This is a genomic window from Faecalibacillus sp. MSK20_93 (assembly GCF_020589945.1).
Taxonomy (GTDB): Bacteria; Bacillota_I; Bacilli_A; order Erysipelotrichales; family Coprobacillaceae; genus Faecalibacillus; species Faecalibacillus intestinalis.
This window is the reverse complement of sequence record NZ_JAJDKA010000005.1, coordinates 39,845-56,261: the sequence shown is the minus strand read 5'-3', so window position 1 is coordinate 56,261 and position 16,417 is coordinate 39,845. Positions and strand designations below refer to the sequence as shown.

Here is a 16,417-nt window from a genome sequence, read left to right as displayed (position 1 = left end):
CAATAAAATCCATGTGTTCTGCACGAAATTCTTCATATAAAATTTCACAAATTACTTTTAACTTTCCTTCCTTATAAACATCTTCTAAAGCTTTACAAGCAATTTTATTTCCTTCTAGATAACAATCATCGCTTTGATTGACTTTCTCCTAAGGTTAAGCTCTATGAATAATCATCCTATCTAAATAACCCAGTCCCGTTGTTTCAATGGTTTGGACAATACTTTCTTTGGTTACTTGACATGTTTACGGATATCTTTGCCTATACCTTTTTCATTACCATATGATTGTCCTATATCAAAATGATGATAACCTAACTTTATATTTTAATTTCAATGTGAATAAAATGTGCATAATGTGCACAACTTGTGAAAATCTATTTTATTATATGTGCCGTAATAATGGTATAGCTTGTTGCATTAATTGTTATTTTTATAGCACCATTTTCAATATACCAGTTTTTCCCTTTACGATATATCAAACTCTTTTTATCTAAAACTTTATTCTTACAAAATTCTACAACATCTTCTTCAATTCCTAAATTTCTTTTAATTCTTGATATACCTAAATATGTTGTGTGAATTTTGTAAATATTTATTAACAATTCATTCTTTTCCATTTTTATTACTTGTCCTTTTTAAAATAGTATCCTATTGCTTCCCATTAACATTCCTAAACTTAAATAACGATCTTTTGATATTTGTTTCTTTGTATTCATCAAAATAACAATGACAACAATTAATAGAAATTCTTTCATACACTCACCCAATCTTTTGTTTTCTTTTACTAATCATTAAGGTAATCAAAACAAAGCTTAAGGTAAATCCTAAAACAATAATACCATTAATAATTATTGGTTGTAATGTTTCTAATTTAAAATATTCTAATGTTTTAATAAGTTCATTATTTTGTACAAAATAATACGTTGGTAAAATATGAGCAATCTTTAAAACATAACTTGGCATAAATGACATTGGCACAAAGCATCCACAAAGAAACGATGTTCCTAAAGCAACAACATTGACAATACCTCCAATAGCTTGCTTATTATGGGTAATAGTTCCAATTAAGAATCCTACGGCCAAACTACATATTGAAAAAACAAATGAATTTAAAATATAAGCAATCCCATTCCCACTTAACATAATTTCTTTAAATAAGATAAAACTAATAATCATATAGGCTAACCATACAATAAAAGAAGCAAGACCTAAAGAAGCAAAAACAATCCAATTATATTTACGATATGAAAAACTGCTCATAATTGTTCTTTTACGTACACCCTCTTGATTTAAACTTGCAAGAATCATTGTCATACAATAAACTCCCCCAGCAAGTAAGGCATAGTTTAAGAAATTAAAATAAACATTTACTTGATTCAATTTAGAACTATCTAAGGATGTGTTGAGTTTTACTTTTGTTTTTTGGTTAATCACTTGTTTGACTTTTTGATTTAAAGCTTTACCTTGATAATGTTCTTTATAAAGATTGACTGTCTTTATATATTTTTCAATTAACATTTGGGTAAAAGATGCATTTTCATTACCATTTGATTTATATTCAATCGTTGGATTTTTATCATTTACAAGATCATCACCAAAGTTTTCAGGAATATACACAACATAACTTATATCACGATAAAACAATGCATCGTCTACTTTTTCTTGATCATTGATGTCAATATCTTTTAATGACGCTTGTTCTTTTAAATACGAAACAAATCCTTTGGTTATTTCATTGTTTTGATCCTTATTTACAATCAAAATATCTGGTTTTGTTGCCTCATAATGATTCATATTACCAGAAGTTGTATTAAATAATGTAATTGCAAGTAAGATCACTGTATAAAGAATTAAGTTTCCTTTTAATTTATTTAAGATTTTAAAAACGGTACTAAATATAATCATATTGTTCCCTCCTTAAAGCCCTAAAAGAAATAAATAAACATACAATAATAAATACTCCTAAACAACAAATATCTCTGATATATCGATTAAATGTATTGTAATAATATAAAGCATAAAAACCATCGGTAATCAAATTATTAGGATTGATAAGATTAACAATAGGTATATTTTTATCAATAACATATTTTAAAGTAACACCCATCATCCCAGATAGAACCGAGAAAAACATAGAAATCGCAATATTAATTCCTGTTTTTGCTTGTTCAGAAACTCTAAAAACAGAAGCAATAAATATTCCCATCGAAATACCTGCTAAATCACCAACTAAAGAAAGAATGATTATATAAAGCCATTGACTACCAAATTCAACATTTAAACCAAATTTTAAAAAGATTAAAAGAATTGCTAAACCAACAAGGCTTACTAAATAAGAACCAAGTGCTGAAGATAAGACAAGTATTCCTTTTTTATTTGGTGAAACAGAAACTCTTTTCCCTTTAGCGGACATATTCGCCAATTGATTATTAATAGCTGTTAAACCTAACATCCCACCATACATACAAGCCATGGCAATTAAGGTATAATATTCAATTTGCATATAACTTAAATGACTACTTGATGTGTCTTTTAAAGATACTTCTTGGTTATTGAGCTTTTGAAGAATATCATGTACAATTTGTTGAACATTAAAATTATAGTTTCCTTGTTGTATTTCATCTTCAATTTGTTTCTTTGTTAAATCTTCTATCATCCTCTTATTTTGTTTAATTTCATCCATAACAAATTGCAAGATTGTTTGTTCCATACCATTTTCTTTAATCACAATTTGTGGTTCTTGTTTATTAAAGAGAACATATCCTTCTATTTCATTATCTTCTAAAAGCTGATTCGCTTCTTTTTTATTTACATAATGAATATGAAATAACTGATCCTTATTTTTTTTATCAGAAAGCTCTTTAAAGGTTTCTTGATAAATTGTTTGGTTTTGATATTCCTTATTGTCAATAACTGCAATATCAAAAACTTGTAAAGCTTCGTCTTTTTCAATATTTTCAAAAGCCATGTGAAAGAAAATACCTAAAATAATAGGAAAAGCAAACATCCAAAAAATAAGAACTTTATTTTTAAAAAGTATTTTAACTGTATACTTTAGATTATGAATAAACATCAATCCCTCAATTCCTTTCCTGTTAATTTTAGAAAAACGTCATTAAGAGTTGGACCTACACGTTCAATCTTTTCCTCAATATTTGCTTCTTTCTTTAATTCATCATTTGTTCCTTGAGCAATGATCTTTCCTTTATCTAAAATAATAATACGATCACAAAGTATTTCTACTTCTTCCATATAATGTGTTGTATAAACAATTGTAGCCCCTTGATCTCTTAATTTTTTTATACCATCTAAAATATGATTACGACTTTGTGGATCAACTGCAACAGTTGGTTCATCTAAAAAGATCAGTTTAGGCTTATGGGCAATCCCACAGGCAATGTTTAATCTTCGAAGTAAACCTCCGGAAAGTTGTTTAGGTAAGAACTTTTTAAAATCATTTAATCCTACTAAGCTAATTGCATCATCAACATATTGTTTTCTTTGTTTTTTATCTCGAATATATAAACCACAAAAATAATTGATATTATCATAAACATTCAATTCATCAAAAACAGCTACTTCTTGAAAAATAACTCCTATCTTTGCTTTTAAATCATAAGAATCAGGTTTCATCTCTTTACCAAAAACCTTAATAAATCCTTCTTGATATTTAAGTAATGATAAAATAGAGTTAATAGTTGTACTTTTTCCACAACCATTAGGTCCTAATAATCCTAAAATTTCTCCTTGATAAACATTAAAGGATAAATCATCAATTGCTTTTAAATTTTTATACTCTTTTGTAAGATGTGAAACCTCTATTACTTTTTCCATCATTCTTTTCCTTCCTTATTCTTTTTTGCAAGTTGTACCAAAATTTCTTCTTTTACATTTCCTTTTTTTACTTCATAAAGAAGCATTGAAACATATTGATCCTTCAACAAATCTATAATTTCTTCATCATTAAATTCAACGGTCTGATTGGCTGCTAAACTAGCAATCCCATTGACATATAACCACATTCTTAAATGGAATTGTTTGGCATCTTCATTTGACATACCCGTTTGTTTAGAGATTGTTTCAAGGATTGTCTTTGCTGATCCTGTTAAATCAATAAAATCAAATGCTCCTTCATTTATTTTTCGGTTAAACATAATTTTAAATAATTCATGCTCTTCCTTAGCAAAACGAATATAATTGATTCCAATATCCTTGTATTCTAATTGACCTGTTTCACTTTTTAAAACTTCTCGATCAAAAATCTTTACAATTTCATCTATCACATCTTTTTTTAAAACATCCATATTCTCATAAATATAAAAAAGTGGTTGTGTTGAACAGCCCAATTTCTTTGCAATCTTTCTGGCATTTAAAGCATTGAGTCCTTCATGGCTAATAATCGAAATACTTGCTTTTAAAATATCTTCTTTTTGTGTTTTTCTTTTTGCTGGCATAAAAGCCTCCTTTCTATAACTAACGTTATATATAACTCTTGTTATAATTATAACAATATCTTCTTGTCATTGTAAAGAAAAAAGGATATTTCAAAATATCCTAACCACTTAAATAAGCTGCTTTTAATAAGTTTTGTACAACTTCATTTTCACTTTTATATAATTGTTGTATTGTTCCTTTTTCTATGATTTTTCCATCATTTTTTAAAACAAGAACCTGATGGCAAAACTCATGAACCAATGAGAGATCATGACTAACGAAAAGAATAGCCATATGATATTTATAAACACATTGTTTTAATAATTCGATAATATCTCTTTGAATCACTTGATCGAGACTGCTGGTAATTTCATCACAAATAAGTAATTGGGGTTGTATAATCAATGCTCTAGCAATTGATATTCTTTGTAACTGTCCTCCACTTAATTCATGAGGATATTTTCCCAAACAAGTCTCATCCATACCTACTTGTTCTAATATCTTTTTAATAGCAGTCATCGCTTCTTTTTTATTTAAATGATAAAAATAATGATAAGGTTCATAAAGAAACTGTTTGATTTTTATTCGTGGCGAAAAGCTTTCAATTGGATTTTGAAGAATAAGTTGTATATCTTTACGACTCTTTTTAAAATCAACTGTTTTTCCTTGATATAATAAAGAACCTGAAGAAGGTTTTTCAATACCTGAAACAAGTCTTGCAAGGGTACTTTTTCCACATCCACTAACACCAATAATACCAACAACTTCACCTTCATCAATGCTAAAATCAAGATGATTTAAAACAGTCTTATCGTATTTTTTTGTAAGATCTTTAGCTTCAAATAAACGCATTATTCTTTTCCTTTCATAATAGTGACTTTGTATAGGGATGCTTAGGAGCATTAAAAAGAGTCTCTACATTTCCTTTTTCTACAATCATTCCATCTTTAATAACAACTATTTGATCTGCAATATAACGTGCTACTTGAATATTATGTGTTACAAACACAAAAGTTGTTTGTTTTTTTAAATTTAAAAGATAATCTAAAATTTGTTTTTGAATAACGACATCTAAACTGCTTGTCGGTTCATCAGCCAAAACAAGTGAAGGTTGTAAACATAATACTAAAGCAATCATCACTCTTTGAGCCATTCCTCCTGATAATTCAAAAGGATACTTGTTTAAAATAGTTTTTTCTAGCCCCATTTGTTTTAAATAATGAATAGCTATTTCTCTTGACTGTTTTTTAGAATATTTAAAATGAGTATGTAAACTTTCATAGAAATGTTCTTCAATATTTTGATAATCATCAAAATAAGTTAAAGGATTTTGAAAAATCATGCCTATTTTTTTCCCTCTATAACAATCTAAATCCTTTTCTAATAAATTATCTTCTTCAAATAAAATTTTACCCTCTATAATTTTTGCATCATCACTTAACAATCCCATTGTTGCTTTAAGTAATGTTGATTTCCCACTACCACTTTGACCGACAATAACTGTAATTTGATTTTTAGGAATCATTAAATCTATATGATGTAAAATTTCTTGTTCATTATAAGTCAATGTTAAATTTTGATAATTTAATATACTCATTTAAGATCAATATCCTTTGTAATCATATAATAATCAACCGGATGGCAAATAGCTCCTTTGACCTTAGAAGAAGTTACCGTATTTAAAGGAACATAAGAAACATAAATATTGGCAGCATCATCTAAAATCATTTCACTTGCTTGAATAGCAAGTTGTTGTCTTTGTTTTAAATCATAAGTTGTGGAAAATTGTTGAATCAAATTATCAAGATTTGAGTTTTTATAACGTCCTGTATTACTTGAACCCGTTGATAAATAACGTTGTTGAATAAAGATTTCTGGATCACCTGTAGGTGCACTTGAATCATTAGCCGAACATAAATCAAAAGTTCCTGCTGCTTTAATATCATTCACATTTTCAACTTGATTAAGTTTAATTTTAATACCAATCTTTTTTGCTTCACTTTGCATAGATTGCGCAATAATATTTGCATCTGCTGAACCATGATCCGCGCTTTCATAATAATTTAAAATGATTTCTTGTCCATCTTTTTCTCTGATACCATCATTATTCGTATCAACATAGCCCGCTTCATCTAAAAGACGATTGGCTTCTTTTAAATTAAGACTATAGCCATTAGAAACATCTCCATAAGGTAATGCACTTGAATAAAGACCAGTTGCTTCTTTTCCCCCAATCAATTTAACAATACTTTTACGATTTACACTATAAGATAAAGCTTTTCTAATCGTTAAATCACTTAAAAATGTTGTTTCATTATTCATATAAATAACATTTGTACGTGGCCCTAAAACTTCTAAAACCTGATAATCTTTATTATTTCTAAATAATTTTAAACTTGAATAATCAATCGTATTAGCAAGATCAACTTCACCCGATTGTAACGCTAAAACACGTGCATCAGAATCTGCCACTTGACTAAAATGAACATGATCAAGTTTTGCTTTACCATCGTAATATTTTTTATTTTTGCTTGTATCGATTGTTTTTTCTGAAACAAAATCATCCACCACAAAAGGGCCGGTACAAATTGGATGACTCGCAATATCTTCTTCACTTTGACTTGCATCATAAATAGTAAAGAGTGGTTCACAAAGATTATTTAAGATTGCCCCACTTGATTTATTTAAATAAAGATAAATATCTTGCCCCTTTGCTTCAACATGATTTAAATCAAAATAATCAATCGCTCTTGTATTTTTTTCAAAAGCTCTTTCTAAACATGATTTGACATTTTCTCCTGTTACTTTTTTACCATTTGAAAAAGTAATAGAATCTTTTAAAGTCAATTTCCAAGTTGTATCATCAATTTGTTCATAGGATTTTGCAAGATATGGTTCCACTTCATATTTTTCATTAAGTTTTAACAATGTTTCTCCTACCCCAATACGACTTAAAACCCAACCATCATAATTATTTGTAGGATCTAAAGATGTTGAAATCCAAAACATAGCAGCATTAAGTGTTTTACTTGATTCATTTTTGTTTGAATTAGAACATCCACATAAAGTTGTTAACATAAATAAACAAAGTAATAATTTTATTTTCTTCATAACTTCTCCTCATAATGTTTAGGATCTAAATAATCCCTTATATCTTCTGATAATAAATTAAAAATAAGCACACAAATAAATAAAACAAGTCCTGGAAAAAACATCATCCAAGGAGCCACTTGCATAAATTGTTTACTTTCATAAAGCATCGCTCCCCATTCAGGTTGTGGTGGCTGACTAGCAAGTCCTAAAAAGCTTAAACCTGCAAGTGAAATCATCATATTTCCAATATCTAAAAAAGCTGTTACAAGTATTTGTGATAAAATATTAGGTAACAGATAACGAATGATTCTTTGAAGTGGTGGGACACCCGACATTTTAGATATCACTAAATAATTCTTTTTCTTTTCTTGTTTGACAAGAGCAAGAGTCAATCTTGCATATTTTGTCCACCAAATAAGTGCTAAAGCAAATACTGTATTAAAGAGACCTGCCCCGACGATTCCTACTATTGCAATGGCAAAAATCGTATCAGGAAAAGCAAGTAATCCATTAATTATATTATTAAAAAAAGATTCAACTTTATCATTAGACAAGCCTGCAATTAAGCCAACAATCATTCCAATAAAAACAATTAAAAACAACATCAAAAAAGTCAAACCAAAAGAAGTTTTTGCACCACAAAGAATACGACTAAAAACATCTCTTCCTAATTTATCTGTACCAAAAATATGTAAGAAACTTGGTGGTTGTAAAGAGAAATCATAATTAACTTTTAAAGGATCATAAGGCGCTAAAAAAGAACCAAATAGAGCAATAAGTAATAATAAAACAGCAAGACCAATCTCAATTTTTAACTTTCTTTTCATTGAAACGCCTCCTTAATCGTGGATTTAATACTTGTTGAAAAATATCAACAAATAGATTAACAAAAACATAGATCAATGCCATATAAATTGCATAAGCTTGAATAATTGGATAATCACGATAACGAATAGCTTCTACAACCATGTTACCTAAACCTTGATATGAAAAAATCGTTTCAATAATTGCCGTTCCACCAAGTAAATGTCCAATAGAAAGACCTAATAAAGAAGAAAGTGTCGTAAAAACATGAGGTAAAACATGCTTTAATAAAATTTCTGATTGTTTCATTCCTCTTGCTTTGAGTCCAATAATATAATCTTGATTTAATTGTTCTAAAATAGCATTTTGAATCATTCTTGTATAAGAACAAATCAGCGGAAAACTTAAACAACAAACAGGTAAAACAAGACCTTTTAAACTACTTCCACTAATAACAGGAAACAATTGAATCTTTACTGAAAAAAGCAGAATTAAAAGAAGCGCTAACCAAAAATTAGGTAAAGATAAACCTAAAAAAGAGATATTTTTTAAAATAGAATTAATCAAACTATGACGATGAGTAGCACTATAAATTCCTAAAGGAATCGAAAAAGCTAAAACAACAACAAATGAAAACATCGCTAATTTTAAAGTATTTGGTAACTTTGATAACATTTGTTGATTCACATCTTGTCCATAATGATAAGAATAACCTAAATCACCATGAACAAAATCATTCAACCAGTCAACATAGCGAACAACAATATTTTTATCGAGACCCATTTCATGTCGTGTTTCATTTAAAACTTCCTCGCTAGGTGTAATTCCTTTAGATAAATAATACATTTCAGCACTATCACTTGGTGCCAAATTTGTCATAATAAAGGTAACAAGTGTCACCAAGAAAAGAACTGAAAATAATGATAAAATTCTTTTCATTATTTAATCGCATGTATTAAGAATTGACGAATCAATTCTTTTCCTTCCTTTGTTTTTTCTTTTGAAAGTATTTCACTTTCAATTTGTTGAAAACCGATTTCCTTTAGAATTTTTATATCATATTGAGGTCGTAAAACATAAGATAACTTTAATTCTTTAGCAATATTATCAATAATAGAAACATCAATTCCTTCCATATGTTGATGATCACTATGCCCTGACCTATTATAATCTCGATCTTGATAGTGATAATAATGATTACCATCAACATTTAAAAGATGCCCTTTATTTTTCAAGACTCTCAATATTTCCTTATAAGCTTGTACTGGCTTTTCTAAATTCCATGTCACATTACGTGTGATAACCAAATCAAAAGTTTCATCCTGAAAAGCTAAATTTTGAACATCCATTTTTTGAAATTCGACATTCGCTTTAAATTTACCTGCATTATTTCTTGCTTCCTCCAACATTTTGTCACTGTAATCAATACCGATAACTTGACATCCATAATTTGTAAGCATAACAGAAAAAAATCCTGGGCCACACCCTAAATCTAACACTTTCATTCCTTTATTTATTTTTAGATAACGATTTATTAATTCTATCCATTTTTCTTGATCATGTAAAAGTTCTTCTTGGTTATCCAAAGAATAACCAAAAGAACGTTGATTCCAATAATCTGCAATTTTATTTAACTGACTTGTCATAAATTCTCCTTTATTTAACAAGATGATATATTTCCTGTAAAGAACATTGATGTTTTAACGCTAATTTTTTAGCACTTTCATATTCTGGATAACATCTTTTTTCACCATCAATTTCTACTTCTTTTACTTGAAGTTTTCCAAGAGGTGTTTCGATTTCTTTAATTTGTCTTTTTAAAACAGTTCTTTGTTCCTTACGATACCGAATACCAATAGTTGTTGTTTGCGTAAAAATCACTTTTTGTAAGAGACCCATCTTTTCTTCATTACAAACGACCGTCAAGCGATAAGCTGGTCTATTTTTTTTCATAAAGATAGAAGTAAAGAAAACATCTAAAGCTCCCTGATCTAAAAGCTGTTCCATTACAAAACCTAGCATTTCTCCACTACAATCATCAATGTTGGTTTCCATGACTATAATTTCGTTTTTTTTTTAATTTCTCCAAGGGATACTTTTAAAACATTTGGAATTACCAAATCTTTTGTACCCGTTCCCCAACCTACTTTTTGAACATTCATAGCAGGCATTGTAGTAAATTCACTCGCAATTTCTGCGATGATTGCAGCACCTGTTGGTGTAACAAGTTCTGTATCTACATCAATTTGTCGAGTGATAGCATTACTTGCTGCAAAGATTTCAGATGTTGCAGGTACAGGGACAGAAATCATTCCATGAGCACATTCAATAAATCCATAACCATCATTAACGACACTACTATAAATAACATCCGGATTAATTTTACATAATAAAATCGCTGTTCCAATAATATCAACAATAGAGTCAATGGCTCCTACTTCATGAAAATGAACATTTTCTAATGTTTCATTATGAACTTTGCTTTCAGCTTTGGCAACTCTTAAAAAGATACGTTTAGCCAAATCTTTTGCTTTTTCGTCAATTTCACTTTCATCAATAATTTTATTAACATCGAATAAATTACGATGTTCATGATGATGGTGATGAGCGTGTTCATGATGTAAGTGTTCATGCTCATGTTCATGATGATGTTCGTGTTCTAAATGAACATCAACATAAGTTCCTGTAATCCCATTTTTCTTTTCTTTAGAAATATGGATATGATACCCATCTACATTTAATTTTTTTAATTCATTAACTAAATAATGAGGGTCATCAATCAATTCAGATAACGCTCCTAAAGTCATATTTCCACTAATTCCACTACTACAATCAAAATATAATACTTTCACTATTTCTTTCCTCCTAAACAATTAATGGTATGAGCCATAAATCCTGCCCCAAATCCATTATCAATATTAACAACACTAACCCCACTCGCACAGCTATTAAGCATCGCAAGAAGAGCTGATAATCCTTCAAAATTAGCACCATAACCAATGGATGTCGGTACAGCAATAACTGGTTTATCCACAAGTCCTCCAACAACGGAAGCAAGGGCCCCTTCCATTCCTGCACATACAACTAAAACATTTGCACTTTGAATGATATCTAAACGATGAAACAAACGATGAATACCGGCAACACCCACATCACTGACAAGTTCAACTTCGTTACCTAAAAATTGAGCTGTAAGCATAGCTTCACGAGCAACTGGCAAGTCTGATGTTCCCGCACAAACAACAACAATTTTTCCTTTATTGATTTCTTTTTGATCTTCATCGATATAACAAATGTGCGATAAAGAATCATAAATCATTTGTGGAAATTCTTTTAAGATAGCTTCACTTTTTTCTTGGTCGACACGTGTAATTAAAATAGAATGGATATCATGGTCTAACATATTTTTTACAATCCCAATAATTTGTTCTTTGGTTTTACCAGCACCATAGATTACTTCATTATTTCCTGTTCTTTTTTTTCGATTATAATCAATCGTTGCATAATCTAAGGGTTGTTCAATCAGTTTTTGAGCTTGTTCAATTGTTAGTTCATTATTTTTAACCTTTTGTAGAATTTCTAGTGTTTTCAATATCATAACCTCCACTTCTAATTCCTTCTAAATCAAGTGTTACAAATCTAAATCCAAGATTTTTAATATTTTGAATCAATTCTTTATTTTCAATGATTTTCATAAAATCTTGTGGTTCAACTTCAAGACGTGCCACATCTCCATGTACTCTTAAACGTACATGAAGCATTCCTAAATCATGTAAATATTTTTCACCTGTTTCAACAAGTTTTAATTTTTCTAAAGTAAGCTCTGTATTGTAGTCAAAACGAGAAGCCAGACAGGCATTGGATGGTTTATTATAAGTAACAATACCAAGCTGTTTAGAATAATCTCTAATTTCTTGTTTTGCTAAATCATTGTTCACTAAAGGTGAAATAATACCTAATTCTTCACAAGCTTTTAATCCTGGTCGATACACTTTTTCATCATCTTTATTTTTCCCATCTAAAACATAAGCAAAGTCATGTTCTTTAGCAACGGCAATAACTTTTGACATAATGCTTCTTTTACAATGATAACAACGATCTTTATGATTAAAATGAAAAGCTTCTACGTCTAATGGATTGACTGATAAAACCACATGATTTGAATCTTTTAATTGTTCAAGAGCACCTTCAATGTCTTCTTTTGACATCATTGCTCCTCGACATAAAACAGGTAAAACATTTTCTTTTCCTAATGTTTCAAGAGCTACATGGAATAAAAAGTTGGAATCAACACCCCCACTATAAGCAATCGCAACTTTTCCATAATTTCTTAATTCTTCTTGTAATAATTCTAATTTATTCATATAAATCTCCCTAAACTCCTCTATGACTTCTACTTAAAGGCTTCATTTAACATTGAAAAAAGTTATATTTATTATTTTACTCAAAAAAATATCGTATACATAAGTAGTTTATAGTTTCAACTATAATCGATACTTCATGTATACGATATCCTCTATTTTTCTAATTTTTCAATCATAACAACAAGGTCATCAATATATTCAGATATTGATTTTGATGCAACACCTACGACTTGAGCACTGCATTTAGAAACAGGAATAAAATATTTACGCGCTTCACTTTCTCCAATAGCTTTTGCCATAGCTGGTGTAATTTCACCATACATTGAATTTGCAAAAGCAACTCCAATCGGACCAACAACAATAGAGGCATGTTTAACATTATAAACAACAGCATTTTCCCCCGTTGCAATAATATCAGCACCACCCTTTTTTAGCTGTGTTGTTGCCATACTATTGGTTCCAACACCAATGATGGTATATTCTGGATGCTTTTCTTTTAAAACTTGTATAATATTTTTTCCAATTCCGCCACCTTGTCCATCAATAACAACAATTTCCATTTTCCCTCCTGATATATAATAAACTTCTTGTTTATTTTCGATTTCGTATCTCTATATCTTATTTATGAGAATAATCAGTAATTTCTTGCATATGTTTACTCTGTTGAACATGAAATGGACATCGTTTATCACAATGGTGACAAACAATACAATCACTTGCTTTTAAAGCTAAATGATGATAATGATCTGTAGCAAGTTCATCTTTTAAACGAGCAAGATCATAATATTATTAATCAAGGTAGTGTCTAACCCTTTTGAACAAGGATGACAATGTTTATAATAAACAAATTAATTACAATTTTCTAATATTGGAAATATTTTTAAAATTGAATAATCTTTTTCTACATCAGATACTTCTAAATAATGAAGAATACGTGTTAAATCATCATTTCTAATTCCTGGCAAAACTGTTAAAATAGACAGTTTATCTAAAGCATACTGCATATATTGAGTTTCTGTCAAGGCTTAATGAAATGGTGACTCATCTTCTTCTCAAAGTTTTCCTCCACAAAAGGCTTTCATTACAGTAATACCTACGCCTTCTTTTTTAAGACAACGATATAAATCCATACGTTCATCAATGGCGAAGTCTTCAAACTTCAAATCATAAGTTGAATCAATACTAAACATGTCAATATCTAAAACTTGATGAACAAGTTTTAGCGAATGTGATGATAAATCAATATGATAAATAATTGCTTTTTTTAATCTAATATATAATCTAAAGCACCATAATAGGTTTTAAATTCGTTGTCCAACCGTACTCTTCTGATGAATATTCAACACTAAAATGAATTTGTAAGTAAATTTGATTACTTCTTGACTTACTTATTCTAAAGAACCTACCCCTAAACTAATAATATTTATTTCTTCATTTCTATGTAGCAATTTTCTATATTCCGTTATTTTTCAAAATGACCTGCAACATCTTTTAAATATTGAATAATTGATAAATGTTGTGGACATACGCCTTCGCATTGACCACATTCAACACAGTCACTGGCTTTACCAAATGTTTTTGTTAAGTTGTTGTAGTATTCTCCTTGTGGTGTCCATCCTTTTTCTTCTACTTCTTGTAAATCTGCATTATATAATGAGAAGTATTTTGGAATGGCAATATTCATAGGACAACCATCAACACAATAAGCACATCCTGTACATGGGACAGTAATTGTTGAATTAATGGCAGTAACCGCTTTTTTAATTAAAGCATATTCTTCTTCATTTAATGGTTTAAAATTTTCCATATAACCTAAGTTATCTTCTAATTGTTCCATATTAGACATACCACTTAAAACCATCATAACGTTTTCTTGACTTGCTGCAAAACGAATAGCCCAAGAAGGAATTGACATATCCGGATGATATTCTTTAAACATCTTTTCAACTTCTTCTGGTACTTTCGCAAGTGTTCCACCTTTTACAGGTTCCATAACGATAACAGGTTTATGATGTTTTGTAGCTACTTCATAACATTTTCTTGATTGAACGCCAACACTGTCCCAATCAAGATAGTTGATTTGTAGTTGTACAAATTCAAATTCTGGGTGTTCTGTTAAAACTTGATCAAGCAATTCAGGACCATCATGATAAGAAAAACCAATAGTTTTAACTAAACCTTTTGCTTTTTTATCTTGTATCCAGTTAAAGCAATCTAATTCATTATAAACTTCAATACTATGGGTATTGATATCATGTAATAAATAGTAATCAAAATAATCAACACCTGTTTTTGCACATTGTTCATTAAAAATACGATCACGATCTTCTTTTGTTTTAATAAACCCTGAATGTAATTTTGTAGCAAGTGTATAAGCATCTCTTGGATAACGTGAAACTAATGCTTCTTTAGTCGCATTTTCGCTATTAAATCCACAATACATCCATGCTGTATCAAAATATGTAAAACCTCTTTCAATAAATGTATCAACCATCTTTTTGGTTTGTTCAATATCAATTTTTGAAGCATCATTTGGATCTAACGATGGTAAACGCATTAAACCAAAACCTAATTTCTTTTGACTCATTTCCTTTTTCCTCCTATTTATTTTCCTTAAATTAGCCTTCAAGTAAGTATTCTTACCTTTTATTATTTTATCATTCTTGCATAGTTGAGGCAAATACCTCTTTTAAATAGCGCACTATGTCTTTTAAGCATGGAACAGATTAATCATCAATTTCAATAAGTTCATATTCTCTTGAACCATAACCAAGTTTTGCTGCTGCTTCAATGGTATGAACACCATTACGTGATTCAATTCTTTCAATCAAATGATCTCTTCCTTTATCATTTGAAGCATAAACAAGATCAATACATGCTTGATCGATTGCTATTGGATCAGTAGAAATTAAAATACCAATATCATCCATACATGGATCTTCTGCCACTGCACAACAATCACAGTCAACAGACATATTTTTCATCACATTGATATAAAAAATATTATCTTTAAAATATTTATGAACTGATTTAGCCGCATCGGCCATCGATTCTAAAAATAAATCATGCTCTGCTGTCCAAATTTTTTCAGGTTCACCAGCTCCATGGATATACGCTTTTCCATAAGATGATGCACAACCAATTGAAAGTTGTTTTAAAGCACCACCATAACCACCCATAGGATGTCCTTTAAAATGAGATAAAACAATCATTCCATCATATTTAACCATATCTTTTCCCACATAGTTTTTTTGAATCACTTTTCCTTCAGGAATATCTAAAACCATATCAGGACCTTCAGCATCCATTAAATCAACATTAAAATATTTAGACCATCCATGTTTTTCAATAGTCTTTAAATGTTTTTCTGTTGTATTTCTAGACCCTTCATAAGCCGTATTACATTCAACAACTGTTCCATTTAACTTATCAATAATTGGTCTCCAAAAATCAGGTTTTAAAAAGTTTTGATTTCCTTCTTCCCCTGAATGAAGTTTTACTGCAATATTACCTTTTAATTCTTTACCTAAAACTTCATACATTTCTAAAACTTTTTCCGGTGTTATTGTTTTTGTAAAATATACTTTTGATTTCATAAAAATCCTCCTATCTCTATTTCACTATAAACCTAAAGTCCACTTTAGGAGCAAGAATTATTTTCATATTTTTAAATATTCCTTTAATAAGTTTTACTTATTACATCTATTAAGAAAAGATTGTTT

The 16,417-nt window shown here is 29.3% G+C and carries 20 protein-coding genes; all 20 read right to left on the bottom strand.

The annotated features are described in order from the left end of the window. Nucleotides 1-374 precede the first annotated feature (374 nt). Nucleotides 375-617 (bottom strand): DUF3781 domain-containing protein, encoded by a 243-nt coding sequence (locus LJD34_RS02915; protein WP_107029367.1) that lies wholly within the window; start codon nt 615-617, stop codon nt 375-377. Between the two features lie 142 nt (nt 618-759). Next, complete coding sequence (locus LJD34_RS02910) at nt 760-1,905, bottom strand: ABC transporter permease (RefSeq protein WP_227359137.1); 1,146 nt, start codon at nt 1,903-1,905, stop codon at nt 760-762. Further along, nucleotides 1,892-3,073, bottom strand: coding sequence for an ABC transporter permease (locus LJD34_RS02905; RefSeq protein ID WP_117864515.1), 1,182 nt, complete (start codon nt 3,071-3,073; stop codon nt 1,892-1,894). Before LJD34_RS02905 ends, LJD34_RS02910 begins: the two co-directional genes overlap by 14 nt. Beyond that, on the bottom strand, nt 3,073-3,834 hold the full coding sequence (locus LJD34_RS02900; protein ID WP_227359153.1) for an ABC transporter ATP-binding protein: 762 nt from the start codon (nt 3,832-3,834) through the stop codon (nt 3,073-3,075). Before LJD34_RS02900 ends, LJD34_RS02905 begins: the two co-directional genes overlap by 1 nt. Beyond that, nucleotides 3,834-4,454 carry a TetR/AcrR family transcriptional regulator gene (locus LJD34_RS02895; RefSeq protein ID WP_117864513.1) on the bottom strand — a complete coding sequence of 207 codons (621 nt, stop codon included), beginning with the start codon at nt 4,452-4,454 and terminating at the stop codon, nt 3,834-3,836. Before LJD34_RS02895 ends, LJD34_RS02900 begins: the two co-directional genes overlap by 1 nt. 100 nt (nt 4,455-4,554) lie before the next feature. Beyond that, entirely contained in the window at nt 4,555-5,286 is a 732-nt protein-coding gene (locus LJD34_RS02890) for an ABC transporter ATP-binding protein (protein WP_227359136.1), read from the bottom strand. Nucleotides 5,287-5,299: 13 nt separating this feature from the next. Beyond that, nucleotides 5,300-6,031: an ABC transporter ATP-binding protein gene (locus LJD34_RS02885; protein ID WP_022001589.1), complete on the bottom strand. Its 732-nt coding sequence runs from the start codon at nt 6,029-6,031 to the stop codon at nt 5,300-5,302. Beyond that, nucleotides 6,028-7,545 (bottom strand): ABC transporter substrate-binding protein, encoded by a 1,518-nt coding sequence (locus tag LJD34_RS02880; RefSeq protein ID WP_107029362.1) that lies wholly within the window; start codon nt 7,543-7,545, stop codon nt 6,028-6,030. The genes LJD34_RS02885 and LJD34_RS02880 overlap by 4 nt, the downstream gene beginning before the upstream one ends. Then, nucleotides 7,542-8,354, bottom strand: a complete 813-nt coding sequence (locus LJD34_RS02875; protein ID WP_022001587.1) for an ABC transporter permease — start codon at nt 8,352-8,354, stop codon at nt 7,542-7,544. The genes LJD34_RS02880 and LJD34_RS02875 overlap by 4 nt, the downstream gene beginning before the upstream one ends. Then, nucleotides 8,332-9,270 carry an ABC transporter permease gene (locus LJD34_RS02870; protein ID WP_022001586.1) on the bottom strand — a complete coding sequence of 313 codons (939 nt, stop codon included), beginning with the start codon at nt 9,268-9,270 and terminating at the stop codon, nt 8,332-8,334. Before LJD34_RS02870 ends, LJD34_RS02875 begins: the two co-directional genes overlap by 23 nt. Continuing rightward, complete coding sequence (locus LJD34_RS02865; RefSeq protein ID WP_146137616.1) at nt 9,270-9,977, bottom strand: class I SAM-dependent methyltransferase; 708 nt, start codon at nt 9,975-9,977, stop codon at nt 9,270-9,272. The genes LJD34_RS02870 and LJD34_RS02865 overlap by 1 nt, the downstream gene beginning before the upstream one ends. A gap of 10 nt (nt 9,978-9,987) precedes the next feature. Further along, a complete protein-coding gene (gene larC / locus LJD34_RS16720; protein ID WP_022001584.1) occupies nt 9,988-10,386 on the bottom strand; it encodes a nickel insertion protein in 399 nt (132 codons plus the stop codon). A gap of 2 nt (nt 10,387-10,388) precedes the next feature. Further along, nucleotides 10,389-11,183 carry a LarC family nickel insertion protein gene (locus LJD34_RS16715; protein ID WP_256186556.1) on the bottom strand — a complete coding sequence of 265 codons (795 nt, stop codon included), beginning with the start codon at nt 11,181-11,183 and terminating at the stop codon, nt 10,389-10,391. Further along, nucleotides 11,183-11,923 (bottom strand): nickel pincer cofactor biosynthesis protein LarB, encoded by a 741-nt coding sequence (larB, locus tag LJD34_RS02855; RefSeq protein WP_107029360.1) that lies wholly within the window; start codon nt 11,921-11,923, stop codon nt 11,183-11,185. The genes LJD34_RS16715 and larB overlap by 1 nt, the downstream gene beginning before the upstream one ends. Then, nucleotides 11,892-12,695, bottom strand: a complete 804-nt coding sequence (larE, locus tag LJD34_RS02850) for an ATP-dependent sacrificial sulfur transferase LarE (protein ID WP_200765278.1) — start codon at nt 12,693-12,695, stop codon at nt 11,892-11,894. The genes larB and larE overlap by 32 nt, the downstream gene beginning before the upstream one ends. Before the next feature lie 152 nt (nt 12,696-12,847). Continuing rightward, nucleotides 12,848-13,255: a DUF3842 family protein gene (locus LJD34_RS02845; protein ID WP_022001580.1), complete on the bottom strand. Its 408-nt coding sequence runs from the start codon at nt 13,253-13,255 to the stop codon at nt 12,848-12,850. Nucleotides 13,256-13,543: 288 nt separating this feature from the next. Continuing rightward, nucleotides 13,544-13,699, bottom strand: coding sequence for a hypothetical protein (locus tag LJD34_RS02840; RefSeq protein ID WP_155522446.1), 156 nt, complete (start codon nt 13,697-13,699; stop codon nt 13,544-13,546). Nucleotides 13,700-13,747: 48 nt separating this feature from the next. Continuing rightward, nucleotides 13,748-13,885 carry a hypothetical protein gene (locus LJD34_RS02835; protein WP_155522445.1) on the bottom strand — a complete coding sequence of 46 codons (138 nt, stop codon included), beginning with the start codon at nt 13,883-13,885 and terminating at the stop codon, nt 13,748-13,750. Nucleotides 13,886-14,157: 272 nt separating this feature from the next. Next, a complete protein-coding gene (locus LJD34_RS02830; RefSeq protein WP_107029358.1) occupies nt 14,158-15,282 on the bottom strand; it encodes an aldo/keto reductase in 1,125 nt (374 codons plus the stop codon). 139 nt (nt 15,283-15,421) lie between these two features. Next, nucleotides 15,422-16,291, bottom strand: coding sequence for a DUF362 domain-containing protein (locus tag LJD34_RS02825; RefSeq protein WP_227359134.1), 870 nt, complete (start codon nt 16,289-16,291; stop codon nt 15,422-15,424). Nucleotides 16,292-16,417 lie beyond the last annotated feature (126 nt).